At 67.8% G+C, this 24,231-nt stretch carries 23 protein-coding genes; 7 read left to right on the top strand and 16 right to left on the bottom strand.

Going from position 1 to position 24,231, the window contains the following annotated elements:
• The first annotated feature begins 21 nt into the window (after positions 1-21).
• The 7 genes from IE224_RS13000 (at position 22) to ggt (ending at position 7,959) form a co-directional block, all read left to right on the top strand.
• On the top strand, positions 22-699 hold the full coding sequence (locus IE224_RS13000; protein ID WP_191310957.1) for a response regulator: 678 nt from the start codon (positions 22-24) through the stop codon (positions 697-699).
• Entirely contained in the window at positions 696-2,135 is a 1,440-nt protein-coding gene (locus IE224_RS12995; protein WP_191310955.1) for a sensor histidine kinase, read from the top strand. The genes IE224_RS13000 and IE224_RS12995 overlap by 4 nt, the downstream gene beginning before the upstream one ends.
• A gap of 65 nt (positions 2,136-2,200) precedes the next feature.
• Positions 2,201-3,190, top strand: a complete 990-nt coding sequence (locus IE224_RS12990) for a Bug family tripartite tricarboxylate transporter substrate binding protein (protein ID WP_191310953.1) — start codon at positions 2,201-2,203, stop codon at positions 3,188-3,190.
• Between the two features lie 11 nt (positions 3,191-3,201).
• A complete protein-coding gene (locus tag IE224_RS12985) occupies positions 3,202-3,642 on the top strand; it encodes a tripartite tricarboxylate transporter TctB family protein (protein ID WP_191310951.1) in 441 nt (146 codons plus the stop codon).
• Complete coding sequence (locus tag IE224_RS12980; RefSeq protein ID WP_191310949.1) at positions 3,642-5,165, top strand: tripartite tricarboxylate transporter permease; 1,524 nt, start codon at positions 3,642-3,644, stop codon at positions 5,163-5,165. Before IE224_RS12985 ends, IE224_RS12980 begins: the two co-directional genes overlap by 1 nt.
• A 1-nt stretch (position 5,166) precedes the next feature.
• Entirely contained in the window at positions 5,167-6,084 is a 918-nt protein-coding gene (gene prpB / locus IE224_RS12975) for a methylisocitrate lyase (protein ID WP_191310947.1), read from the top strand.
• Between the two features lie 72 nt (positions 6,085-6,156).
• Entirely contained in the window at positions 6,157-7,959 is a 1,803-nt protein-coding gene (ggt, locus tag IE224_RS12970; protein ID WP_191310944.1) for a gamma-glutamyltransferase, read from the top strand.
• A 60-nt stretch (positions 7,960-8,019) separates the two neighbouring features.
• On the opposite strand, the gene IE224_RS12965 is transcribed toward ggt, so the two are convergent.
• The 16 genes from IE224_RS12965 to IE224_RS12890 form a co-directional block, all read right to left on the bottom strand.
• Complete coding sequence (locus IE224_RS12965; RefSeq protein ID WP_191310942.1) at positions 8,020-8,583, bottom strand: PRC-barrel domain-containing protein; 564 nt, start codon at positions 8,581-8,583, stop codon at positions 8,020-8,022.
• Between the two features lie 143 nt (positions 8,584-8,726).
• The gene (locus tag IE224_RS12960) at positions 8,727-9,341 is read right to left on the bottom strand and encodes a hypothetical protein (RefSeq protein ID WP_191310940.1); all 615 of its coding nucleotides are present in this window, start codon (positions 9,339-9,341) and stop codon (positions 8,727-8,729) included.
• Positions 9,342-9,375: 34 nt separating this feature from the next.
• Positions 9,376-10,632 (bottom strand): cytochrome P450, encoded by a 1,257-nt coding sequence (locus IE224_RS12955; RefSeq protein ID WP_191310938.1) that lies wholly within the window; start codon positions 10,630-10,632, stop codon positions 9,376-9,378.
• A 1-nt stretch (position 10,633) separates the two neighbouring features.
• Complete coding sequence (locus tag IE224_RS12950; protein ID WP_191310936.1) at positions 10,634-11,800, bottom strand: MBL fold metallo-hydrolase; 1,167 nt, start codon at positions 11,798-11,800, stop codon at positions 10,634-10,636.
• Positions 11,769-12,740, bottom strand: a complete 972-nt coding sequence (locus tag IE224_RS12945) for a patatin-like phospholipase family protein (protein ID WP_191310934.1) — start codon at positions 12,738-12,740, stop codon at positions 11,769-11,771. The genes IE224_RS12950 and IE224_RS12945 overlap by 32 nt, the downstream gene beginning before the upstream one ends.
• A 1-nt stretch (position 12,741) precedes the next feature.
• Complete coding sequence (locus IE224_RS12940; protein WP_167620968.1) at positions 12,742-13,227, bottom strand: DUF4142 domain-containing protein; 486 nt, start codon at positions 13,225-13,227, stop codon at positions 12,742-12,744.
• An 83-nt stretch (positions 13,228-13,310) separates the two neighbouring features.
• Positions 13,311-14,066 (bottom strand): SDR family NAD(P)-dependent oxidoreductase, encoded by a 756-nt coding sequence (locus tag IE224_RS12935; protein WP_167620969.1) that lies wholly within the window; start codon positions 14,064-14,066, stop codon positions 13,311-13,313.
• 162 nt (positions 14,067-14,228) lie between these two features.
• Positions 14,229-14,837: a DUF2243 domain-containing protein gene (locus IE224_RS12930; RefSeq protein WP_202380183.1), complete on the bottom strand. Its 609-nt coding sequence runs from the start codon at positions 14,835-14,837 to the stop codon at positions 14,229-14,231.
• Positions 14,838-14,894: 57 nt separating this feature from the next.
• Positions 14,895-15,725, bottom strand: coding sequence for a manganese catalase family protein (locus tag IE224_RS12925; RefSeq protein ID WP_167620971.1), 831 nt, complete (start codon positions 15,723-15,725; stop codon positions 14,895-14,897).
• A 203-nt stretch (positions 15,726-15,928) separates the two neighbouring features.
• Positions 15,929-16,738 (bottom strand): 5-deoxy-glucuronate isomerase, encoded by an 810-nt coding sequence (iolB, locus tag IE224_RS12920; RefSeq protein WP_191310932.1) that lies wholly within the window; start codon positions 16,736-16,738, stop codon positions 15,929-15,931.
• Between the two features lie 73 nt (positions 16,739-16,811).
• The gene (gene iolE, locus IE224_RS12915; RefSeq protein ID WP_191310930.1) at positions 16,812-17,723 is read right to left on the bottom strand and encodes a myo-inosose-2 dehydratase; all 912 of its coding nucleotides are present in this window, start codon (positions 17,721-17,723) and stop codon (positions 16,812-16,814) included.
• 10 nt (positions 17,724-17,733) lie between these two features.
• The gene (gene iolD, locus IE224_RS12910; RefSeq protein ID WP_191310927.1) at positions 17,734-19,560 is read right to left on the bottom strand and encodes a 3D-(3,5/4)-trihydroxycyclohexane-1,2-dione acylhydrolase (decyclizing); all 1,827 of its coding nucleotides are present in this window, start codon (positions 19,558-19,560) and stop codon (positions 17,734-17,736) included.
• 8 nt (positions 19,561-19,568) lie between these two features.
• Positions 19,569-21,488, bottom strand: a complete 1,920-nt coding sequence (locus IE224_RS12905; protein WP_191310925.1) for a bifunctional 5-dehydro-2-deoxygluconokinase/5-dehydro-2-deoxyphosphogluconate aldolase — start codon at positions 21,486-21,488, stop codon at positions 19,569-19,571.
• A gap of 22 nt (positions 21,489-21,510) precedes the next feature.
• Complete coding sequence (locus IE224_RS12900) at positions 21,511-22,296, bottom strand: TIM barrel protein (RefSeq protein ID WP_191310923.1); 786 nt, start codon at positions 22,294-22,296, stop codon at positions 21,511-21,513.
• Positions 22,297-22,299: 3 nt separating this feature from the next.
• A complete protein-coding gene (locus IE224_RS12895) occupies positions 22,300-23,316 on the bottom strand; it encodes a Gfo/Idh/MocA family protein (protein WP_191310921.1) in 1,017 nt (338 codons plus the stop codon).
• Between the two features lie 8 nt (positions 23,317-23,324).
• Positions 23,325-24,224 carry a sugar phosphate isomerase/epimerase family protein gene (locus IE224_RS12890; protein WP_191310919.1) on the bottom strand — a complete coding sequence of 300 codons (900 nt, stop codon included), beginning with the start codon at positions 24,222-24,224 and terminating at the stop codon, positions 23,325-23,327.
• Positions 24,225-24,231: the final 7 nt, after the last annotated feature.

Here is a 24,231-nt window from a genome sequence, read left to right as displayed (position 1 = left end):
TCGTAACGGGGAAGCGGGCCCTTGAAGCTTCTACTTGTCGAAGATGATGAGGATCTTGCCGAATGGCTGACCCAAAGCCTCGTGGGCCGGGGATTCCAGGTCGACTGGACCGAGGACGGCCGCGGCGCCGAGGCCAGCATCGCGGCCGACAGCTATGACCTGATCCTGCTGGACCTCGGCCTGCCGCAGATGACCGGGGCCGAGTTCCTGGCCCGGCTGAAGGCGCGCGGGAACGACACGCCCTTGCTGGTGATGACCGCCCGCGACAGCCTGGCCCAGCGGGTCGCCTTGCTGCGGGACGGGGCCGACGACTTCATGGGCAAGCCCTTCGCCATTGAGGAACTGGAGGTCCGCATCCATGCCCTGATCCGGCGCAGCCACGGCCGGGCCCGCGGCGTCTATGCCTGCGGCCCCCTGTGCTTCGACCAGGCCGGGCAACGCTTCACGCTGGGCGACGAGGTGCTGTCGCTGTCGCCGCGCGAACATGCCGTGCTGCGCCTGCTGATCCAGCGGCCCGGGGATCCCCTGTCCAAGACCCAGATCCTCGACCGGCTGGTTTCGGTGGAAAGCGACATGAACCCCGAGGCGATCGAGGTCATCATCCACCGGCTGCGAAAGCGGCTGGCCCATGCGCCGATCCAGATCGTGACCCTGCGCGGCATCGGCTATCTGCTGGAACATGACGAGGACGGCGGGTGAGCGCCCGCCCCAATCCCCTGCAGGGGCGCCCGCTTTGGCGCACGCTGGCGCTGTGGATGGTGCCCACGCTGCTGTTCACGATGGTGATGGGGCTGATCCTGTCGATGCAATCGCTGCGCGAGGTGGCCGACAGCGCCTATGACCGTTCCCTGCGCGGGGCCATCCGGGCCATCGACCTGCGCATCTCGACCGAAAGCGGCGGGCTGGGGGTCGAACTGCCCTATCCGCTGTTCGAAAGCTTTCAGGCCACCGCCGATGGCGAGATCCTGTTCCGCGTATCCACCGACGACGGGCTGGTCCAGATCGGCGATTCGCTGCTGCCGCCCCCGCCGCCGCTGACGACGGGGCAAGTGGTCTTCTATGATGCCCTTTACTATGACCGGCCGATCCGGGTCGCGGCCTACATGCGGCCGCTGGATCCGCCGCTTTACGGCGCCGAGGGCCAGAACCTTATCATCGAGATCGCCGAAACCACCGAATCGCGCGAAGCTTTCCTGCGCACGGTCATCACCCGCACGGTGCTGCGCGACCTTGCCGCGCTTGCTTCGGCCACGCTGCTTCTGGCGGTCGGTGTCCATGCCGGGCTGCGGCCCCTGCGGGCGCTGCGCGACCGGCTGGACCGGCGGGCATCGGACGACCTGCGCCAGCTTGACCCGTCGGGCCTGCCGCGAGAGGTGCAGCCCCTGGTGCAGTCGGTCAACCGGCTGGTCGACCGCCACCGCATCCAGGGCGAGGCGCAGCGCCGCTTCATCGAGGATGCGTCGCACCAGCTGAAGACGCCGCTGGCCGTGCTGCGCGCCCAGATCGACCGCGGGCTGCAGCTTCAGGATCCTGCCGATCTGCACGCCGTGCTGCGCGCCATGCGCGAGATCACCGACCGTTCCTCGCGCCTGACCAGCCAGCTTCTGGCCCTTGCCCTGGCGCGCAACAGTGCCCTGTGGAGCAGCGCCGCCGCCGAACCCGTTGATGTGGCGACGCTTCTGGACGGCGTGGTCCGCCTGCACCTGGCCGAGGCCCGCAAGCGCCGCATCCTTCTGGAGGTCGAGGCGGATGCCCACACAGGCAGCCTGCATACGACCGAGGCCCTTCTGTTCGAAGCCGTCAGCAACCTTTTGCAGAACGCGATCACAGCCAGCCCGCCGGGCGGCACGGTGACGCTGACGGCGGCGCGGGGGGTAGACGACATGGCGATTTCGATCCGCGACGGGGGGCCGGGCCTGTCGCAGGATCTTCTGCGCAGGCTGGGAAGCGGGCAACGCTTCAACCTTTCCGGAAACGGCGTCCGCAACCCTTCCAGCACGGGGCTGGGCCTGAACATCGTGCAAGAGATCGCCAGGGCGCTTGGCGGGCGACTGGATCTGTCGAACCGTCCCGAAGGCGGCCTGGACGCCGTGTTGCACCTGCCCGCCGAACCTTCCGGACTGAAAGCTGCCTGAAAGCTTCGATGATGTAACCTCGCCCCACGGGCTGGAGGGCCCGACCTGTTCCTTGGGAGGAAACCATGATCCGCATCACTCCGCGCCGCGCGGTGGCCTTGTCCGCGCCTCTCTTCCTGCTGACGGCCTCGCTGGCCCATGCCGCGCCGGAACGCCCCGAATGCATCGCCCCCGCCCAGCCCGGCGGCGGCTTCGACATCACCTGCAAGCTGGCCCAGGCCGCCTTTACCGAGGCGGGCGTGCTGGAATCGCCCCTGCGCGTGTCCTATATGCCCGGCGGCATCGGCGCCGTGGCCTACAGCACCATCGTCAGCCAGCGTCCCGGCGAACCAGGCACCATTGTCGCCTTTTCGGCCGGCTCGCTGCTGAACCTGGCGCAGGGCAAGTTCGGCGCCCATGACGAAGACGACGTCCGCTGGGTGGCCTCGGTCGGGGCCGATTACGGCGCGGTCGTGGTGCCTGCCGACAGCGAATATGACAGCCTGACTGCCATGATGGAGGCCATCAAGGCCGATCCCGGCTCGGTCATCCTGGGCGCGGGGGGCACCATCGGCAGCCAGGACTGGATGAAGGCGGCCTTGACCGCGCGCGCGGCAGGGATCGACCACAAGTCGATGCGCTTCGTGGCCTTCGAAGGGGGCGGCGACTGCGCGACCGCGCTGCAGGGCGGCCATGTCGATGCCTGCATGAACGACGTGGGCGACAGCCAGGCCGCCATCGACGGCGGTGCACCCCTGAAGATGCTGGCCGTCTTCTCGCCCGAGCGGCTGCCCGGCAAGCTGGCCGACGTGCCGACCGCGACCGAGCAGGGCTATGCCATCGACTGGCCGATCGTGCGCGGCTTCTATGTCGGACCCGAGGTGTCGGACGAGGATTACCAGTGGTGGGTCCAGGCTTTCGAGACCGCCATGCAGGCCCCTGGCTATGATGCCCTGCTGCAAAGCCGCAACCTGCTGCCGCTTCCCCTGACGGGCGAGGAGCTGGACGCCTTCGTGACCGAGGCGGTCGCGAACTATCGCGCGCTCGCGGGCGAGTTCCAGCTGGTCCAGCAGTAAGGAACACGGTCATGAGCAGCAACAGAACCCTTGGGGCCGTGGCATTGCTCATGGCCGGGATCCTTGCAGTCTTCGGCTGGGGGCTGGTCGCGCCCTTCGCCTATGAACCCGTGGGCCCGCGCGCCTTTCCGATGCTGACGGCCGCGTTGATCGCGTTCTGCGGCGTGATGCTGGTGATCCGCGGCGGCACCGATGCCGACGCGGTCAGCGGCCGCACCATGACCGGCATCCTGATGCTGTCGGTCACGCTGCTGATCTATGCCGTGGTCTTCGAACGGCTGGGCTACGTCCCCTCGACCTTCGTGATGGCGGGGGTGGTGGCCTTGATCTTCGGTGCCAGCCTGATCCAGGCCATCGTCTCGGGGGCGGTGCTGTCGGTGGGATCCTATCTGCTGTTCGACCATGGCCTGGACGTGGTCTTGCCGACCGGCATCATGGGAGGCCTGATCTGATGGAAACCCTGTCCCTTCTGATGAACGGCTTTGCCGTCGCCGGAACGCCGATGAACCTGGCCCTGGCCGCCCTGGGCGCGGTCGTGGGCACGATGGTGGGCGTTCTGCCGGGCCTTGGGCCTGTCAATGCGGTTGCCATGCTGGTCCCGGTGGTCTTCGCCCTGGGCCTGCCGCCGGAAAGCTCGATGATCCTGATGGCCGCGATCTATATCGGGTCGGAATATGGCGGGCGGATCAGCGCCATCCTGATCAACGTCCCCGGAGAGGCCTCGGCCGTCATGACCGCGATCGAAGGCTATCCCCTGTCGCGCCGGGGCATGGCCGGGGTCGCGCTGTCGCTGTCGGCCTGGACGTCCTTCGTGGGGTCGGTCCTGGCGACCGTTGGGATCGTGCTGGCCGCGCCGGTGCTGTCGCGATGGGCGCTGGCCTTCGGGCCGGTGGAATACGTGGCGCTGATGATCTTTGCCTTCGCTTGCCTGACGGGCCTTCTGTCCGATCAGCCGATCAAGGCGCTGCTGGCGACGGGCATCGGGCTTGCGCTGTCCACCATCGGCATCGACGCCAATTCCGGCGTCATGCGCTATACCTTCGACATGCCGAACCTGATCGACGGGCTGGCCTTTTCCACCCTGGTGATCGGCCTTTTCGCGATTTCCGAATTGCTGATCCTGCTGCAGGGCCATCGCGACGGCGCCAGCGTGCGGATCGAGCGGATGGGCCGCAGCCTGTTCAACCTGTCCGAGATGCGCTTCACCTTTGCCTCGGCGCTGCGGGGATCGGGCATCGGCTTCTTCATCGGCCTTCTGCCGGGCGCGGGCGGCACGGTCGCATCCGCCCTAGCCTATTCCACCGAGCGCAAGCTGACCGAACGGCGCGACCCGCAGGGCAGCCAGTTCGGCCAGGGCGACCTGCGCGGCCTGGCTACGGTCGAGGCCTCGAACAACTCGGCCTCGAACTCGAACTTCATCCCGATGCTGACGCTGGGCATCCCCAGTTCGGGCACGACGGCGATCATGCTGGGCGTGCTGACGCTCTACAACCTCACGCCGGGCCCGATGCTGTTCACCTCGCAGCCGGAACTGGTCTGGGGGCTGATCGCTTCGCTGTTCATCGGCAACGTGATGCTGCTGGCGATGAACATCCCGCTGGTAGGCTTTTTCGCGCGGATGCTGACGGTGCCCGCCTGGGTGTTGGTGCCTTTCATCGTGGTCGTCTCGGCGGTGGGGGTCTATTCGGGCAAGTCGGCCAGCTTCGACCTGATCCTGATGGTCGTGGTGGGTGTGGCCGCCTACTGGCTGCGGCGGATGCATGTGCCGATGGCGCCGCTGATCCTGGGCTTCGTTCTGGGAGGCATCCTTGAAACGAACCTGCGCCGGTCCCTGTCGCTGTCTGCGGGCGATGTCAGCGTGCTGTGGTCCAGTTCCATCGCGATCACCCTGTGGGTTGCCGCCGGGGCGATCCTGCTGCTGCCGCGCCTGCTGCGCCGGGCCCTGCCCCCCGAAGCCAGCCTGGCCGAGGACTGAGATGACCTGGCTTGTCCGTCACGATCCCATCCCTGCGGGCCGGCGGTTCCGCGACCGCCTGTCCCGGCCCGGCATCTTCCGCCTGCCGGGCGCCCATAACGGCCAGGCGGCGCTGCAGGCGCGCGCCGCAGGCTTCGAGGGGCTGTATCTGTCCGGCGCGGCGATGAGCGCGTCGATGGGCCTGCCCGACCTGGGGCTGATCACCATCGACGACGTGTGCTTCTTCATCCGGCAGGTCGCGGGCGCCTCGGGGCTGCCGGTGCTGGTCGATGCCGATACCGGCTATGGCGAGGCGCTGAACGCGATGGTCACCGTCCGCCGCTTCGAGGAGGCGGGCGCGGCCGCGATCCATCTGGAAGACCAGATCCTGCCCAAGAAATGCGGCCACCTGTCCGACAAGCGGCTGGCGCTGCCGCAGGACATGGCCGCCAAGGTCGCAGCCGCCGTCCGCGCCCGGCGCGACCTTGTGGTGATCGCCCGCACCGACGCCCTGGCAAACGAGGGGCTGGACGCCGCCATCGCCCGGGCGCGCCTGTATCTGGAAGCCGGGGCGGACGCGATCTTCCCCGAGGCGCTGACCGACATCGACCTGATGCGCCGCTTTGCCCAAGCCCTGCCCGGCGTGCCGCTGCTGGCCAACATGACCGAGTTCGGGCGGACCCCGCAGCTGACCGGGGCAGAGTTGCAGGATCTGGGCTACAAGATGGTGATCTGGCCGGTATCGTCCCTGCGGGTGGCCAACCAAGCGCAGGAACGCCTTTACGCGGCGCTGCGCGACCACGACACGACCGCCCCGATGCTGGGGCATATGCAGACGCGGGCGGAGCTTTACGAGACGCTGGATTATTTCGGCTTCGAGGGATTGGACGCCTCGATCAGCCGCAGCCTGCTGCCGCCGGGGTCCGGGGGCGGCGACTAGGCGGCCCGGATCGCGGCTTGCACCCCGGTCCCCCCGCGCGCAGACTGGCCACAACCAGCAGGGGAGGACCGGATGAAACATCAGGCATTTGCGACGGCGTTGCTTTTGTGCAGCGCCAGTTGGGCTGCCGCCCAGCAGGCGACCGATGCGATTGCGCCCGAAGCGGCGTCGCAACCCGCAGCGGGGGCCGACGCCTTCGGCCCGCTGACCGATGCGGCCCGCGCGGCCCTGGACGCCAAGGCGGAAGGCCGGCCCGTGGCAGGCCAGGACTGGATGGTCAGCGCGGCCCATCCCCTGGCCGTCCAGGCCGGGGCGCGCGTGCTGGAGGCCGGGGGCAGCGCGGCTGACGCGATGGTCGCGGTCCAGACCGTCCTGGGCCTGGTCGAGCCGCAAAGCTCGGGCCTGGGGGGTGGGGCCTTCCTTGTCTGGTATGACGCCGGAACGGGCGAATTGACCACGCTGGACGGCCGCGAAACCGCGCCCATGGCCGCGACGCCGAGGCTGTTCCTTGACGAGGAAGGCCAGCCGCTGGAGTTCATGGAGGCCGTCGTGGGCGGGCTGTCCGTCGGCACGCCCGGCACGCCGGCGTTGCTGGAAGCCGCGCACCGCCGCTGGGGCCGGGCCAACTGGCCGGGCCTTTTCGACGACGCGATCCGCCTGGCCGAGTACGGCTTCACCGTCTCGCCGCGCCTCGCCAGCCTTGTCGCCGGAGAGGTCGATGCGTTGCAGGCCGATGCCGCCACCACCGATTACTTCTTCCCCGGCGGCCAGCCGGTCGCGGCAGGGGCGACGCTGCGGAACCCGGATTACGCCGAAACCCTGCGGCTGCTGGCAGCCGAGGGCGCGGACGGCTTTTATGGCGGCAAGGTCGCGGAAGGCATCGTTGCGGCGGTGCGCGGGGCCGACAATCCGGGCCTTTTGTCGATGCAGGATCTGTCGGCCTATCGCGTGGTGGAACGCCCTGCGGTCTGCGTGGAATACCGCGCCCATGATGTCTGCGGCATGGGTCCGCCCTCGTCCGGCGGGCTGACGGTGGGGCAGATCCTGGGGATGCTGGGTGGCTACGATCTGGCAGCGTTGGGGGCCGAAAGCCCGGAGAGCTGGCGGCTGATCGGCGATGCATCGCGCCTGGCCTTTGCCGACCGGGGCCGCTTCATGGCCGACAGCGACCACGTGCCCATGCCGACCGAGGGGCTGATCGACCCCGCCTATCTGGCGGACCGGGCCAAGCTTCTGGCCGGCGACGACAGCCTGCCCGAAGTGGCCCCGGGCAATCCTGGCTGGTCTCATGCCGCGCTGTGGGGGCAGGACAGTTCGCTGGAACTTCCCTCGACCACGCATATCTCGATCGTGGACGGGCAGGGCAACGCGCTGTCCATGACCACCACCATCGAGAACGGCTTCGGCTCGCGCGTCATGGCGAACGGCTTTCTTCTGAACAACGAACTGACCGATTTCAGCTTCGAGACCCATGACGAGAACGGCTGGCCCATCGCCAATGCCCTTGCGCCCGGCAAGCGGCCCCGGTCCTCGATGGCGCCGACCATCGTTCTGAAGGACGACCGCCCGGTCATGGTGATCGGATCGCCCGGCGGCAGCCGCATCATCGGCTATGTCGCCCGCGCCATCGTGGCGCATCTGGACTGGGGGATGGACATCCAGCAGGCGGTGGCCGCGCCCAACATCGTCAACCGCTTCGGCCCCATGGATGTCGAGCCCGGCCTGCCCGCGGCCCTGGCCGAGGGTCTGGCGGCCATCGGGTTCGAGCTGAACGAGACGGAACTGACTTCGGGCCTTCAAGGCATCGTCATCGGGCCGGACGGCCTGACGGGCGGGGCCGATCCCCGCCGCGAAGGGATCGCCCTGGGCGGTTGACGCCATGCGAAAGGGCGCGCCAGCGGCGCGCCCCCTGCAAAAGCCCGCGAAGGGTCTTGCTTATTCGTCCATCCATTCGAACTCGGGCGCATTTTCAAGTGCGGCGCGGTTCGCGGTGAAGACGATGAAGTATTCGTCCTCGGAATCGCCGTCGCGGATCACCTGCAGGTCGTCCATCGACACGGCCACGGTGCGTTCGCCCAAGCCCAGGAAGCCGCCGATATCGGTCAGCACGGCCTTGACCATGCCGTCCTGGCCGATCACCAGGTCGCTGATCTCGCCGATGTCGTCCCAGTCCTGGTCCACCTCGGTATAGGCAGCGTTCACATCAACCTCGGCCTCGGACGCATAAAGGCGCTTACCCATGAAGGTTTCGGCCGACATGTCACCCGCCATTGCGGTATAGCCAAAGCCTTCGTCCGCCATGGCGCCGCCTGCCGGCATGGCGGCCGTTGTGCCGTCCGCCGGCATCGTCGTGGTGGTGGTCGCATCCGCAGGCGCGGTGGTGGTGGCGTCGGTCATCGGCGCCTCGGTCGTGGCCGGTGCGGTGGTGGCAGTCTGGGCGATCGCGGCAGGCGCGGCAAGCATGGCGACAAGGGCGGTGGAAGCAAGCAGCTTGGTCATCGGCAGTCTCCTGATGTTCTTCTTATCAATGGGTTCCGGGAAGTGCCCGGCTGCAGGGACAACGGGCAGGCGCCATCACGGTTCCCCCACATCTCCACCAGCAGGCCGCTGCGGCCCTGCGGCAGGCCGCGGCGGATGGGCGCCTACAGCATCTTCAGAAGCTGGTCCTCGATCCGCCTGCGGCCGCGTCGGTCGCGGATCTGTTCGGCATAGATCGTGCGCGGCTGCAGTACTGTCCCCCCGTCCCGATGCCGGACATCGAAGACGCGGCGCGCCGCCACGATCCCCGAGGCCGCGGCGGTTACGGCGGCGATGGTGATCTCTATGCGCGACAGTTCCCCATCATCGCGCCCCTTGCCCAGGGTGCGTGCCGCGCGGTCCAGAAGGGTGTCGACGGTGCCGGTTTCCACGTAATCGCCGCTTTTCAACGGGCCCTGCAGCGTTGCCCGGCCGGGACCGTCGTCGTCGCGCGAAGGATCAAGCTCCGTGCGGTCAGCCACCGAGACGATCCTTTCGCCCCCATCAGAACAAAGGGTCAGCATGACATCCAGGATGTAGATCGGCTCGAGCCCCAGGTTGCTGACAAGGACGCGGCTGCCAAGCCCGCGCCCGCCGCCCATGGTGATCAGGATCTCGCTCCGCCGCTGGCGGCGCAGGCTTTCGACGAAGACATGCAGATAGGTGATCCAGACGCCGGCGGTCACCAGGGCGATGATCGCCTGCATCACGGCGGCGTTGCTGGTGATCCATTCCCACATGCCCACCGAACGAGGCCGGGCAGGAATCGGTTTCCTATGGGCCGGGACGCGTCGCCCGCGGGCGGACCGCCGCCAGAACCATGCCGCTGGCGGGAAGGGCAGGGACATGGGACAGCGACACGGTCAGATCCTGGGGCGGGACGGAATAATCCATCCTCTCGACCAGCATCCGGGCCGCATGGCGGATCACGGCGACCGTCAGCCGTTCGCCGGGACAGCGATGCCCGTCATGCGGGCTGCCCGCGCCCTGCGGCACGAAGTCGCTGCCGAAGTCGCGCCAGGACAGCGGCCGCTGCGGGTCGAAGTCCTGTGGCGCCGGGAACAGCCGGGGATCGTGGCAGGTGCCGAACAGGTCCACCAGCATCCAGTCCCCCTTCGCGACCGCGACCCCGTTCCAGTCGAAGCCGCGCCGGGCAATGCCGCCGATCACCGGGAAGAAGGGCGAATGACGGCGCACTTCCTCGGCAAAGGCTTCATAACCAAGCTGGCCTTGCCGCAACGCCGGCGCCAGGGACGGATGGCGGTGCAGCGCAAGCGCCGCAAAGGCGACATAGCGGCCGATGGCCACCGTCGGGCGCAGAATGTTGATCAGCTCGACCACGGCCTGGTCCAGCGTCAGGGGCTTTCCGTCGGCGTCGCGGAACCGGGCGATGCGGTGCAGCGGGCTATCTTCATGGGCGGCGTCGGCGCGGGCTGCGCGGATGACGCGGCGGATGCGGGCTTCCACGCGCCGCCGCCGCGCCAAGGCCTGCCACATGCGCGGGCCGAGGCGGCCGGTGTTCTCGATCATCGCGGAAAGATCGCCCGCCATCCGGTCGGGATCGTCCAAGGTAACGCCGGTCCAGCCGAGGATGGCGCGGGTCAGGATCAGGTTCACCTGGTCGAACAGCACGATCCGGTCCTGCCCCGTCCAGTCCTGCAGGGCGCGGCCCCATTCCCGGTCCAGCAGGTCCAGCAGGGATTGTTCGGCCTCGTCCGTCATCAGCAGGCTGGTGAACAGCCCCTTGCGATGCCGGTGGGGCGGGCCGTCCAGCATCTGCACGCTGTTCTTGTCCTGCAGAAGGCGCAGCACATGGGGCGGCATCGCGCCCTTGCGGGTGAACAGGTCGGGGTCATAGATCAGCCGCGCCGCATCCGCCCCTTGGGCGCAGATCACCGGGCGCAGCATCACCCGGGCGCGAAAGCGGTCGGCGCCGACCGTCCTGCAGCCCTGGCCCACGAAGTCATAGCCCTGTCGCAGGAATTGCAGCGAATGATCGACCCCCGGCAGAGCGGGAAGCGCCGTTGCCATGTCAGCCGTCGTCCGGCAGGTGGACATGGCGGGGGGCATAGCGGCTGTGCCGCGGCACGCCCCGCGCGGCAAAATCCTGCGCCAGTCGGTCAAGGGCGGCCAGGAAGACCGGTCCCGCCACGGCATGACCGTGCCCCGGGATCATCACCTGGGGCCGCAGCGCCGCAAGCCTGCGGACGGACCGGCCCGACGCTTCCCAGTCGATGGTGAAATAGGCAGGCGGGCCCTGCAGATGCGGGGTCTGCAAGGCCGCGCTGGACAACGACTCCTGCTGGGTCGTGCTGATCGCATCGCCGGCGATCAGGCTGCCCGAGGCTTCGTGCCAGAACGAGACATGGCCCGGCGAATGGCCTGGCGTATGGATCCACCGCCAGCCGGGAAGCCCCGGGATCTCGCCATTCCCCGGAAGGTCCTGCAACCGATCGGTGACATTGAGGGGGCTGCGCGGGAACAGCGGCGACAATTCCGCCATGCTGCCGCCGCCGACCTCTGGGGCGGGGGGCGGATATGACCGGGTACCATCCAGGAAGGGGCGTTCATGGCGGTGCGCCAGGATCGGTGCGTCCCATTCGCGCGCCAGTTCCTCCAGCGCGCCGACATGGTCGAAATGGCCGTGGGTCAGCAGGATGGCCTTGGGCCGCGCGGTGCCGAAGCGGCTTTCGGCCGCAGCCCGGATCGCGGCGCCCGATCCCCCGATACCGGCATCGACCAGGAACCAGCCCCGGTCCCCCGCGTTCACCGGGCCGATAAAGGCCACGTTGACGATGCCGCAGCGCAGGCGGACAAGATCGGGGCCCAGGTCCTCGGCCACGGCATCGGGCGGCAGGGTGACGCCGCGCGGTCCCTCGGGCTGGGTCAGAAAAGCCGCGGCCAGGGAAAAGGTGCCATAGCCCGTTAAAAAGGCGCGGGGGCCGGATGCCTTTTCGGCCAATCCCGCAGCAAGGCAGGCCGCGCCCTGCGCCGCGTCCAGCATCCGGTGCTGGCCCAGGTCGATGGCGCCGTCCGCATCTTCGCGATAGCGGGTGGCCAGCGAATAGGCCGCCACCCCCAGCCCCGCAAGCGCCAGGGGGCGGACAAGCCGGGCCGGCCATTGCAGCGCCGAGGGCAGCAGCAGAAGGGCCGCGGCCGATGCCGCGTCAAGACGGGCGTGAAGACGAGGCGGGATCATCCGACGCTCCTTCCAAGGGGGGATTATCACTGGGGGCCGGGATCATGACGTTCAGATCGGCCAGCGACTGACTGGTCAGCAGCTTGCCCAGCTGCACCCGGCGTTCCAGGTTGGACCGGCTGAAATCGAAGGCCTTGCCGATGAATTCGTCCTCGGGATCGGTCAGGACGATGTGGCGGAAATTGCGTCCCTGCAGGTCGGCATTCGCAATGATACGGGCCGATTGTCCGGCGAAGAACAGTTCCTGGGCCCGGGTGCCGATGCCGTCCATGGTTTCAGAAAGCTTGCCTTGCTGCACGAACAGGTCAAGCGCGATGATCGCGGCATTGCCCGGCCGGTCCAGCAGGGGCCGAAGGGGCAGGTTCTCGCAGATCCCCGGGTCCATCAGCACATGTCCGTCCAGGTGGACGGGCCGGAACAGGATCGGCAGCGCGGTGCTGGCCATGATGTGATCCACCGTCAGGCGCATGTCGCGGTTGCGGAAATCCAGGATCTCGCCTGTTTCATAATCAAGCGCGGTCACCGTCACCTCGATATCGCCGTCGTTGAGCAGATCGAAATCGATCGACCGCTCAAGCAGCCGCCGCATCGGGCCGCGCTTGAACTGCGACTTGTCCGCGGGCATCCCGGGCAGGATTTCCCAGAAACCCGGCCAGGACGGCACGAACAGCGAGGGATGGCCCCGCATCAGCAACCCCGCGACGGCGGCGCGCCGGCCGGCGACAGGGTGTTGCTGCTGGACATGGGAAATGAACTGGGCCAGGGCAGCGACGCGCCGTTCCGGCGGATTGCCCGCGATCACGGCCGTGACCACGGCGCCGATCGAGGCGCCCGACATGCGCGTGACGCGCAGGCCGGATTGTTCGATCGCCTGCCAGGCGCCGACATGGAATGCGCCAAGCGCATTCCCGCCGGCAAGGCAAAGCCAGGCCTCGGTCATGTCAGCCCAGCCTGTTGCTGATCGCGCGCAGCATGGACATGTGCGAATCGATCGCCGGGACGCCGACAATCGACGCACCCCGCGCCATCGGGTTGGACCCGTTCTCGGCATAGGCCGAGTGCAGGGCGCGCAACTCCTCGTGGCCCTGCATCTGGGCCGCCAGATACTGCCGGTCGAACTCGGCGCCCGCCTCCATGGCGTTCATCTGCTGCAGCATGGTCGCATGTTCGGGCGTCACCTGGTCGGACGGGGCTGCGCCAAAGGCACGGGCCACGGCCTCCTGCTCGGACGCTTCAAGCGCGGCGAAGGCCTGGACCGCTGGGTCGGTGGCCTTTTCCGCGGCGAGGCGGCTGCTGAGCAGAGAGAAGTTTCCGCCCAGCAGGATGGCCTGCATGTCCGCATCGGGGGCGTCCTGGGCAAAGGACATCCGGGCGACCGGCAGGACGGCGGCGACGGCACCGGCGGCGAAAAGGGTTCTGCGCTGCATTGGGTTCTCCTTCAGTGGGGTGGCCGGGCAAGGCCGGGCCTGGATGATCCGCCGGGCCGGTCGCCGGCCAGGCGGCATGGGGTTTATTCGTCTTCCGGCTTGGCCATCTGCCGATGGGCCTTGGCGACCAGGCCCGCAGGAAGGATCTCGGCCATCGCGGCCTGAGCCTTGTTCTTGAGGCCCGGCGTCATTTGTGCCCGCCCCGCGATCATCGCGTCGTAGCCTGCGCGGGCGACCATCGCCGGGTCGTCCTTGTTCTTCATCTGCCCAAGCGGCGTATCCGTCAGGCCCGCGCGTTCGAAGAAGGCGGTGTCGGTGATGCCGGGCATCAGGCAGGTCACCGTGACGCCGCTGTCCTTCAGTTCCTCGTTCCAGCCCAGGGCGAAGTTGTTCAGGAAGGCCTTCGAGGCATTGTAGATCACCTGGAAGGTTCCCGGCATGAAGCCGGCGATGGACCCGGTGACAAGAATATGGCCTTCGCCGCGGTCTCGCATCCTGCGCCCGATCGGATGAGCCAGGCGCAGCACGCCCAGGACGTTGGTCATCACCACATGGTCGATCCCGGCCGGATCCTGGTCCAGGAAGGCGTGTCCCATCCCGGTGCCCGCATTCAGCATCAGCAGATCCACGTCACGCCCGCCCAGTTGCGCCAGGACCGCAGCGATCCCCTCGGGCGTCGCAAGGTCCGCCTCGACCGCCTCGGCGCCTAGTTCGACGGCGGCGGTATGGACTGCAGGTTCGTCCGCGACGATGATGGCCTGGTGGCCCTCGGCCCGGGCGATGCGTGCCAGTTCAAGGCCGATCCCGGTCGAGCCGCCGGTGATGATGGCAAGGGTCATTCTGTTCTCCTGTCCGGGGCGGCGGCTAGGCGCGCGCCCAGTTGAAACATCCGGCGGGCATTCCGGTGCCGCTGACCATCAGCGCCCCCGCGAGGTAAAGGCGCCAGGGATTGCCTTCGCCAAGCCGGGCAACGGTGACCTGCGCCAGGGGGTCGGACCAGATCAGTTCCGCCTGCGCGAAGCCTGCCTTGGCCAGGGCGTGTTCGGGATCGACGCCGATGCGAAGACGATGGTGCTGAAAGGCTGTTCCGCCGGCGGCTGCGCCGCCCAGAAGCCAGCGCCCAGTCCCAAAGCCGCAAGCAGCGCCACGGTGACCGCAGGCCGCGGCCCTCCGCGCCCGGGCCTGCGGCCAAGCCACAAGCCCATCAGGATCGGCAGGATGCCAAGGCCCGCGAACCATCCCAGGTCCCAGGCCAGGGGAACCGCGCTGTCCAGCTTGATCCGGTGCAGGCCCAGAAGCCAATGCGACAGGATCCCGTCCAGGACATGCCAAGCCCCGAAGCCCAGAAGCAGGGCGCCCAGTGTCGGGTTCGTGCCCGCCGCCCCGGCCTTGCTGCGCCACAAACCCCACAGGGCCAGGGCGGCCAGACCATACATCAGCGCATGGAACCAGCCGTCCCACAGGATCTGCAGGCGCAGATCCTCCATCCCCGGCACAAGGCTTAGAAGATGGTGCCATTGCAGGATCTGGTGCAGCAGGATGCCGTCGAAGAACCCGCCCAGGGCAAAACCCAGAAGGCATGACCATCGCATCCAGGAAGACCGTGCCATCAACGCCGTTCCTCGCGCCGGAAAAGGCCCGCCGGATGGGTCCGGCGGGCCTGCCGATCATCCGATCTGCTCGGCCTGTGCGCCGCTGCCCGGCCGGGCCATGCCCAGGTCGGGCTTCTGGTCCGAAGGCTGCAGCTTGCCGGTCGCGAAGGTGCCCTTGCCGTCGATCGAGGGGCCTTCGCCCCAGCGGCCCGGGGCCGGTGCGCTGCCATCGGCCTGGAAGCCCAGATAGGCATAGCTGAACTCGGTCTTTTCCTCGGCCTGCGGGTGGCTGTTGGGGATCGGGAAGGCGCCGGTCATGCCGCCCAGCTCCTCAAGCGCGGCCAGCCACTGGTTTTGGTGCATGGTGTCGCGGGCGATCAGGTATTGCAGCATGTCCTTCATGCCCGTGTCGTCGGTCATGTTGTAAAGCCGCACGGCCAGGGTCCGGCCGGTCGCCTCGGCGGCGACATTGGCGGTCATGTCGGCGGCGATGTTGCCGCTGGCATAGATGTGGGACATGTCGAAGGGCACGCCGTCGCTGTCGATCGGCATGGCCGACAGGCCCGAGGACAGCAGGTTCTTGAGGTTCATGCCCCCCATGATGGCCCCGACAGCGCGGTCGGTGGCGGCCATTTCCTCTTTCATCGACAAGGGCGCGCCTTCCAGGTTCATAGCGACCGCCGTTGCCAGCATCTCGATATGGCCCAGCTCCTCGGCCGCGGTGTTCATCAGAAGGTCGCGGAACTTGGGGTTGCCCCGCGCGCCGCAGGCCTGGAAGAAGTACTGCATGGCCACGCGGATCTCGCCTTCGACGCCTCCGATGGCCTGTTGCAGCGCACGCGCGAACAGCGGATCGGGGGAATCGACACGAACGGGATATTGCAGCTTGTTGTCGGTGTAGAACATTGGAAACCTCGGGTGGTCGTGGACTGGAACGCCCGTCAAGCGGGCTGCAAGGCACGCGCCGGCATCAAGCAGGCACCCGGTCCACAAACTGTCCCACCGCCGGGTTGTTCCCCGGAAAGTTGTTCGACCAAACTTTATCAGCCCCAGCCCCAGCCCCAGCCCCAGCCCCAGCCCGAGCGCGCCGCAATCCCCTGCGGGGGCTCTCAGCCCTTGTCGCGCGCGATCACGCCTTCCACCTCGGGCGCTGCGACAAATCGCCAGGCCCGGCGCGGCCCGGCCATGACATTGAGGTAATACATCTCGAACCCGTGGGGGGCACCGCAGGGGTGGTGGCCGCGAGGGACCAGCACCACGTCGCCGTCGCGCACGGCCATCACCTCGTCCAGCGACCCGTCGTCGGTATAGACGCGCTGGATGCCCCAGCCCTCGCGCGGGTTCAGGCGGTGGTAATAGGTTTCCTCAAGATAGGTGATGCGGGGGAAATCATCCTCGTCATGGCGATGGCTGGGATAGGATGACCAGTTTCCGGCCGGCGTGAAGACCTCGGTCACCAGAAGGCTGTCGCACCAGTCCTCGGCCTCCATCGCGATGTTGTTGATCCAGCGGGTGTTCGACCCCTTGCCGCGCTGGGTCAGGGTGATGCCGTCTGGCCCGATGCGGCGCGCGGGATGCCCGCCCCGTCCCGGCGCGGTGCAGACGGCGATGGTGCAGTCGGTGGTGGCCTCGGCCCGCCAGTCCTGGCCATTCGGGACATAAAGGCAATGCGGCGGCGTCTTCTCGAAGACATCCATCCGGTCGCCCAACTCGCCCCAGTCCTGTCCTGCGGCCTCGATGCGCGCGCGCCCTTCGACCATCACAAGGATCGCTTCCTGGTCTCCGGTCGCCTCGGCTGCCGTTTCCCCCGCGCGCAACCGATAAAGGGAAAAGCCCACATACCGCCAGCCCGCCGCCTGGGGCGTGATCTGGTGCACCTTTCCATGGGTGCCGAAGGGTCTGCAAAGAAGGTCAGGCATGGCAGCCTCTTTCACATTGGCTCAAATATCCCGGGGGTCCGGGGGCTGGCCCCCGGCTGTCGCAGCACGCAGGTCAGGCCGCCGCCGCGCGATCCAGCCCGGCCTTGGCCGCCGCAACCTTCAGCGACTTCAGCCCCAGCGACTGGTATTCCAGCGGGTTGCGCTTTTCGGGGTCCTGCTCGGCCTCGATCACCAGCCAGCCGTCATAGCCCGCATCCGCCAGGATGCGCAGCAGCGGCACGAAGTCGATCGCGCCTTCGGGATCGCCGGGCACGGTGAAGGCCCCTGCCAGGACGCCCTCGATGAAGGACAGGTTTTCCGTCCGCACCCGCTGGGTCACGTCCCGGCGGATGTTCTTGGCGTGGAAATGGGCCACGCGCGCGGCATGCCTGCGCAGCACGGCCTCGGGGTCGCCGCCGCCGAAGGTGCAGTGGCCCGCGTCGAACAGCAGATGCGTGGCAGGCCCGGTTGCGGCCATGAAGGCGTCGATCTCCTCGGGCGACTCCACGACGGTGCCCATGTGGTGGTGATAGGCCAAGGTGATCCCCTGGGATGCCAGATAGGCCGCGAATTCCTCGACCTTGGCCCCAAAGGTTGCCATCTCCCCGGCGGTCAGGCGCGGGCGGTCGTTCACCGGCACATCGGAATTGCCATGCACGGTGTTCGAGCATTCGCAGACGATGCAGACGGTGCAGCCATTGGCCTTCAGCTTGGCCAGGTGCGGCTGGACGGCCGCGATCTCGTCCGCGACACTGCGGGTCAGCAGTTCCGTGGAATACCAGCCCGAGATGAAGGCCAGCCCGTATTGCCCCAGCAGATCCTTCAGCGCCTGCGGATCGTCGGGCCAGCGATGGCCGTTCTCGATCCCGTCAAAGCCGATGATGCGGCCTGCCTCGTTCAGGATCTGCTCGGTCGGGATATGGGCGCCGATGGTCTGGTCGTCGTCATTGGCCCAGGCGATGGGGTTGGTGCCATAGCGGATCATGGTTCTTTCCTCAGTTCACCAGCCGCGCGCGGGCGGCGTTGTCCAGATAGGTCTGATAGGCATCGCGCAGCGTCTTTGTTGCGCCCACCTCGGGGACGGCCACGTCCCACCAATGGCCCGCATCGCCGAAGCCGGGACCGTCCTTGGCGGTGGTGTCGATGACGATCACCGTGGGGATGGGCCTGCCGCGTGCAGCGGCGATCTGCGCCTCGAGGTCGGCAATGCCGTTGGCCTTGACGGCATGGGCCCCCATGCTGGCCGCGTGCGCGACATAGTCGATGCGCGGCTGGTCGGCGACGTTGCAATCTTCGTAAAGGTTGTTGAACGGCACCCCGCCGCAGACCTGCTGGAGGCGGTTGATGCAGCCATAGCCCCGGTTGTCGGTCAAGACGACCGTAAAGGGCACGCGCCGCATCACGGCCGTCGCCAGTTCAGAATTCGCCATCATGTAGCTGCCGTCGCCCACGAAGCAGATCACCTCGCGGTCCGGGCAGGCCAGCTTGATGCCCATCGCGCCCGCGATCTCGTAGCCCATGCAGGAATAGCCGTATTCCATGTGGTATCCGCCCTGCGCGGGCTGCCACAACAGCTTCAGTGCGCCGGGCATGGTACCTGCCGCGCACATGGCGATGGCATCGGGCGCGCCGCGCTGGACCGCGCCGATCACCTGCGCGTCGTTGGGCAGGTCATTGCCGGGGACGGGGGCTGCGCAATGGGCATCGACGGCGGCCAGCCAGTCGGCGCGCGCGCTGCCGTCGAACGCCGCGCGATGATCGCCCAGGGCCGCCGTCAGCCTTTCCAAAGCCACGTGTGCGTCGGCCACCAGCGGCACCGCGCCATGCTTGGCGGCGTCGTAGCCGTGGACGTTGATCGACACCAGCTTCGCATCCGGCGCGAACATCGTCCGCGACCCGGTGGTGAAGTCTTGCAAGCGGGTGCCAACCCCGACCACCAAATCCGCGTCCCGCAGCACCGCATTGGCCGCGGCCGATCCGTCCACGCCCGCCGCGCCGAAGTTCATCGGATCCGCCTGCGCCAGTGCCGACTTGCCCGCCTGCGTTTCCGCCACAGGGATGCCGTGGCGGGCGGCAAAATCCGACAGCGCCGCTTCGGCCCCGGAATAGATCACGCCCCCGCCCGCGACGATGGCGGGGCGTTTCGCGGCGCGGATCAGGCCCGCCACCTCGGACAGTTCCTGCCTGTCGGGTTCCGGGCGGCGGATGCGCCAGACGCGGGGTTCGAAGAAGGCCTCGGGCCAGTCATAGCCTTCCGCCTGGGTGTCCTGGCAGAAGGCCAGGCAAACCGGGCCGCAGTTGGCCGGGTCGGTCATCACCCGCAGCGCGCGGGGCAGGGCGGTCAGCAACTGCTCGGGCCGCTGGAGGCGGTCGAAATAGCGGACCACCGGACGGAAGCAATCATTGGCCGATACGGTGCCGTCATCGAAATCCTCGACCTGCTGCAGCACCGGGTCGGGGCGGCGGCTGGCGAAGACATCGCCCGCGATCAGCAGGACCGGCAGGCGGTTCACATGGGCAAGCGCGGCGGCCGTGACCATGTTGGTGGCCCCCGGCCCGATGGAACTGGTCACCGCATGGGCGCGGCGGCGCTTCTTGGCCTTGGCATAGGCAATGGCCGCGTGGGCCATGGTCTGTTCGTTCTGGCCGCGCCAGGTCGGGAAGGCATCGCCGATGCCCTGCAGCGCCTCGCCGATGCCCGCGACGTTGCCATGGCCGAAGATCGCCCAGCAGCCCTCGATGAAGCGTTCGCCGTCTTCCGTCATCTGCACGGACAGCCATCGCATCATCGCCTGCGACGCCGTCAACCGGATCGTGTTCATGTGGTCCCTCATTTCCCGTTCGCGCCTGCCCGCGCCTTGTCCCAGATGCCGCAAAGCCGACCGTATCGCCGCGCCATTTCCTCGACCGCCTCGCCGTCGGTCAGGTCGCCGTCCAGCCAGGCCCGCGCCACCGCGCCGAAGATGGTGCGCCCGACCGCGAAACCCTTGACCAGCGGAAAGGCGGCCGCGACGGCAAAGCTGTCGGCCAGTCCAGCCTCGGGCGCGTCCAGGCCCAGCACCACGATGCCGCGGGTATGGGGGTCGTTCTCCTCGATCGCGGCGATGGCCTTGCGCCAGGCCACGGCCGACGTCATCGGCTCCAGCTTCCACCAGTCGGGATAGACGCCCGCCGCATAGAACTGCCGGATCAGGGTTGCCGTCGTCTCATTGTCCACAGGGCCGACCTTGGACGGAATGATCTCCAGCAGGAATTCAAGGTCGTTGCGGCGGGCGGCCTGGAACAGGCGCCTGACGGTTTCCTCCTGCCCGGCCCGCGTGGCTTCGTCGTCGTCGGGGTGGCAGAAGCACAGCACCTTGACCACGTTCTCGCGCGCCCAAGCCTCCAGTCCGCCGCAGTCGGCGCCCAGTTCCGGTTCCAGTTCCAAAGGCCGCGATCCTGGCCATTCGGCGGGCCGCCCGATCCAGAGGCCGGTGCCCGAGGCCGCGTGCAGCGCATTGCGCCCGATGCGGTTGTCGCAGAGGATTCCATATCCGGGCTTGCCGCCCTGAACCTGCAACGCGGCCTGCAGGCACAGTTCCTTGAAGGCACCGCCCTTCTGCGGCGTGTAGCCTGGCATCTGTTCCAACTGCATCCGGTGGTCGAAGGCAAAGACCCGCATCGTGGACCAGTCCCCGCCCGTGCGGCGCTGGCGGTTGGTGGCCCAATGAACCTGTTCCAGTTCGGCATCGTTCCTCAGATCGGGCCGGATCACGCCGCGCCGCAGAAAGAACTCCAACTCCTCGAGCGAGGGATAGGCGGGCGTGCAGCCGTGTCGGCTGACGGCAAGCGCGCCGCAGGCATTGGCGTATTCGAGGGCTTTGGGCCAAGGCTCGCCATCCAGCCAGCCCTTCATCAGGCCGGAAAAGAAGCCGTCGCCCGCGCCCAGCACGTTGAAGACCTCAATCGGGAAGCCCGGACCGGCTTCGCCCTGATCCAGGCTGTCGGGGATGGCGCCGGTAAAGGCCACCGCGCCCGCAGCCCCGCGCTTGCAGACCAGCGTGGCGTCGGTGACGCCGCGCACCGCCCGCAGCGCCGCCACCGTGTCGGTGGTGCCGCCGGCGATATGAAACTCTTCCTCGGTGCCCACGATCAGGTCGAACAGGGGCAGCGTGGCTTGAAGCCGGGCCGTCACCGCCGCGCTTTCCACGAAGCGGCTTTCGCCCGCGTCGTGGCCCGCCAATCCCCAGAGGTTCGGGCGATAGTCGATGTCGAGCGCCGTCCGGGCGCCATGCTTGCGGGCCAGCCGCAGCGCCTTGACGACGGCGGCTTCGGTGCGCGGATGGGACAGATGCGTGCCCGTCGCCAGCACCGCGCGGGCGTCCGTGATCAGGGCCTCGTCGATGTCGTCCTCGCACAGCGCCATGTCGGCGCAGTCGCTGCGATAGAAGATCAGCGGAAACTGGTCCTGGTCGCGGATCCCCAGGATCACCAGGGCGGTCAGCCGGTCGGGATCGGTCTTGACGCCACGCACGTCCACCCCTTCGCGCACCAGCTGCTCGCGGATGAAGCGGCCCATATGTTCGTCGCCCACGCGCGTGATGAGACCGGACCGCAGCCCCAGCCGCGCCGTGCCGCAGGCGATGTTGGTGGGGCTGCCGCCGATATACTTGCGGAACGACCCCATGTCCTCGAGCCGCCCGCCAACCTGCGCGCCATACAGATCGACGCCCGCGCGGCCGATGGTGATCAGGTCAAGGGATTTGGTCATGGGATCGGTCCTTGTCTTGACGTCAAAGCTGCGCGGAAACGAAGGCCATGCTGGTCTTCACCGCGCCCTTGGGATCGGCGGCCCCATGCACTTCGGGGGCGAAGGGTTCGAAGCTGAAGGGCCCGTCATAGCCCGCGTCCAGCAGCGCCCGGATCTGATGCAGGTTTTCCAGCCGGTCCTGACCATCGACCAGCACCCGGTGCGCGTCCAGCATGTCGGCCACCGCCACGTCGGGATCGATCACGCCCGAGATATGGACAAGGCCGGTCCAGTCCGGGAAGAACTCGGTCTCACCCGCCAGGTGGTGGTGGAAGGTGTCGTGCAGAAGACGGAAGGTGCCCTCGCCCCCGGCGGCCTGGATGGCCCGGATCGCCTCGGCCTTGGTGCGCAGGGACGAGATCGGGAAGCCCAGCGGTTCCACCAGCCCGGTCAGTCCGCGCGTGTCCAGGATCGTCTTCATCGCCGTCAGCGCACCCACCAGGCTGTCAAAGGCGACCGGCGTGCCATCGTTCAGCGGGCACATGACCAAGGCCTTGGCGCCGCAGGCGGCGGCATAGTCGGCCATGTCCTCGGCCCGCGCGGGCAGGTTGCCCGCCCAGGTGTTGAAGGGGTAAAGCGCGTTGATCGAGACGATGGTGACGCCGGCCTTTTCGGCCTCGGCCTTCACCTGCTCGGGGCGCCATTGGGACAGGACATCGGGCAGGTCGTTGCGGATCTCGACCTCGGTCACGCCAAGGTCGCGGGCAGCAGCGAAGAAGTCCGGCAGCGACAGGTTCGGCGCCGCGATGTGGTTCAGGGCAAAGCGCATGGGTCAGCCTTGGGCGTAAAGGGCGGGACGGTCGGGATAGGTGATGGCTATGGCATCGCCCTCGGCCTCTTGCGCGGCCACGCAGGCGTCCGAGGTGACGGCGGCCATGTAGCCGTCCCATGAGGTCGGGCCCGATGCCGTGCCTTGCGCCGCGGCCTTCAGGAAGTCCTGCAATTCCACGTCGTAGGACGCCACGAAGCGGTCCTTCCAGTCGGTCAGGATCGGGTTCTGCAAGGTCGCGTTCAGGCGCGTCTGGATGGACATGGGTTCGGGCAGCCGGGCCACGCCGTCCTCGCCCACGACCTCGCACTGGATGTCGTAGCCGTAATGGCAGTTCACGAAGATCTCCGTGTCGATGACCGTGCCCTTGGCCGTCACCAGCGTCACGATCTGCGGGTCGCGCAGCTTGGCATGGGTGCGGGCGCAGGACCGGGGAAAGGTCACGCGGGCGGACACATAGTCGTCGTCCAGAAGCCAGCGGAACACGTCGATCTCGTGGATCAGCGTGTCGTGGATCGCCATGGGGGTGGTATAGGCTTCCGGCACGGTCGGGTTGCGGTGCGCGGCATGGACCATGATCGGCGCACCGATCTGACCGTCCACGACCTTCTTCAGGGCGACATATCCTTCGTCATAGCGACGCATGAAGCCCACCTGGACCAGGCGCGTCCCATGCGCCACCTCGGCATCGACGATGCGCTTGGCGCCCTCGGCGGTCGTCGCCAGCGGCTTTTCGCAGAAGCAGGGCTTGCCCGCGGCGATGGCGGCCAGGACATATTCCTCGTGCGTCGCGCCCCAGGAACAGACGAGGATCGCGTCCACATCGGGGCTGGCGATCAGGTCCTGGCCATTGTCGAAGACGGTGGCGTCGGGCGCGATGTCGGCGCGGACGGCCTCGGCCGATGCGCGGTTCACGTCGGACAGGGCGGTGATGCTGCCGCCCGACAGCACCTGGTTGATGCGGCGGGCGTGGTCGCGGCCGATGGCTCCGGTGCCGATGACACCAATTCTGACGGTCATGTCCTGTCTCACTTCCAATACTGGTCGATGTATTTCTGCATTTCGGTGCGCATGAAGCGGCCCGACTGGTCGGCCTTGTCTTCCCAGGCAAAGACGCAGGCGGTCATGATGCCGTCAAAGCCGATGGCGGCCAGCGTGCCGAAGAAGTCGTCCCATGGCACCTCGCCCTGGCCGATGTTGAGGTGCTGGTGGACACGCGCCTGCGTGCCCGGCGGGTTCAGGATATAGCGCAGGCCGGAACTGGCCTTGTGGTTGAAGGTGTCGCCCACATGGACATGGGCCAGCACGTCGGCGGCCTCGCGCAGCATCGCCGCGGTGTCGTCTCCGAAATAAAAGGTATGGGGCGCGCAATACAGGAAGCGCACGTTCTTCGAGTTCACGGTGCGGATGATGTCCAGGGCAGGCTGGATGGTTTCGCACCAGTCTTCCGGATGGGGTTCCACGTTCAACTGGATCCCTTCACGTTCCAGGATCGGGACCAGTTCCTCCATGCTGCGCCACCAGGCGTCCTCGCAGGCCTCGATCATCGACCCGGTATGGCAGCAATAGCAGGACCCCTTGTCGGGATGGGGGCCGCGGCCGAATTCGCTGTTCATCGTGTCCACGCCCAGTTCCACCGCGATCTCGATCGCGCGCTTCCAGTGGCGGACAGCGGCCTGACGCTCGGTTTCGTCGTTGGAGGCCCAGCGATACATCGGCAGCAGGCTGGCGATGCCGACATCCGCGTCCTTCAGCGCCTGTTTCAGGGACTTGACGCGGTCGGGGAAGACGCGCGGCGCCTTGAACCATTCCAGGAAATCGCCGCGCGGGGATAGTTCGATCCAGTCATAGCCAAGCTCCTTGACCTTGGCCGGGATCGCCTCGAGCGGCAGGTGACGGTGCATGAAGGGGTCGATGGCGATGCGCATGACTGCG

Origin of the sequence: Paracoccus aerius (assembly GCF_014656455.1) — a bacterium.
GTDB lineage: Bacteria > Pseudomonadota > Alphaproteobacteria > Rhodobacterales > Rhodobacteraceae > Paracoccus > Paracoccus aerius.
Note: the sequence above shows the minus strand (reverse complement) of the source record. Positions and strands in the feature narration are given on the sequence as shown.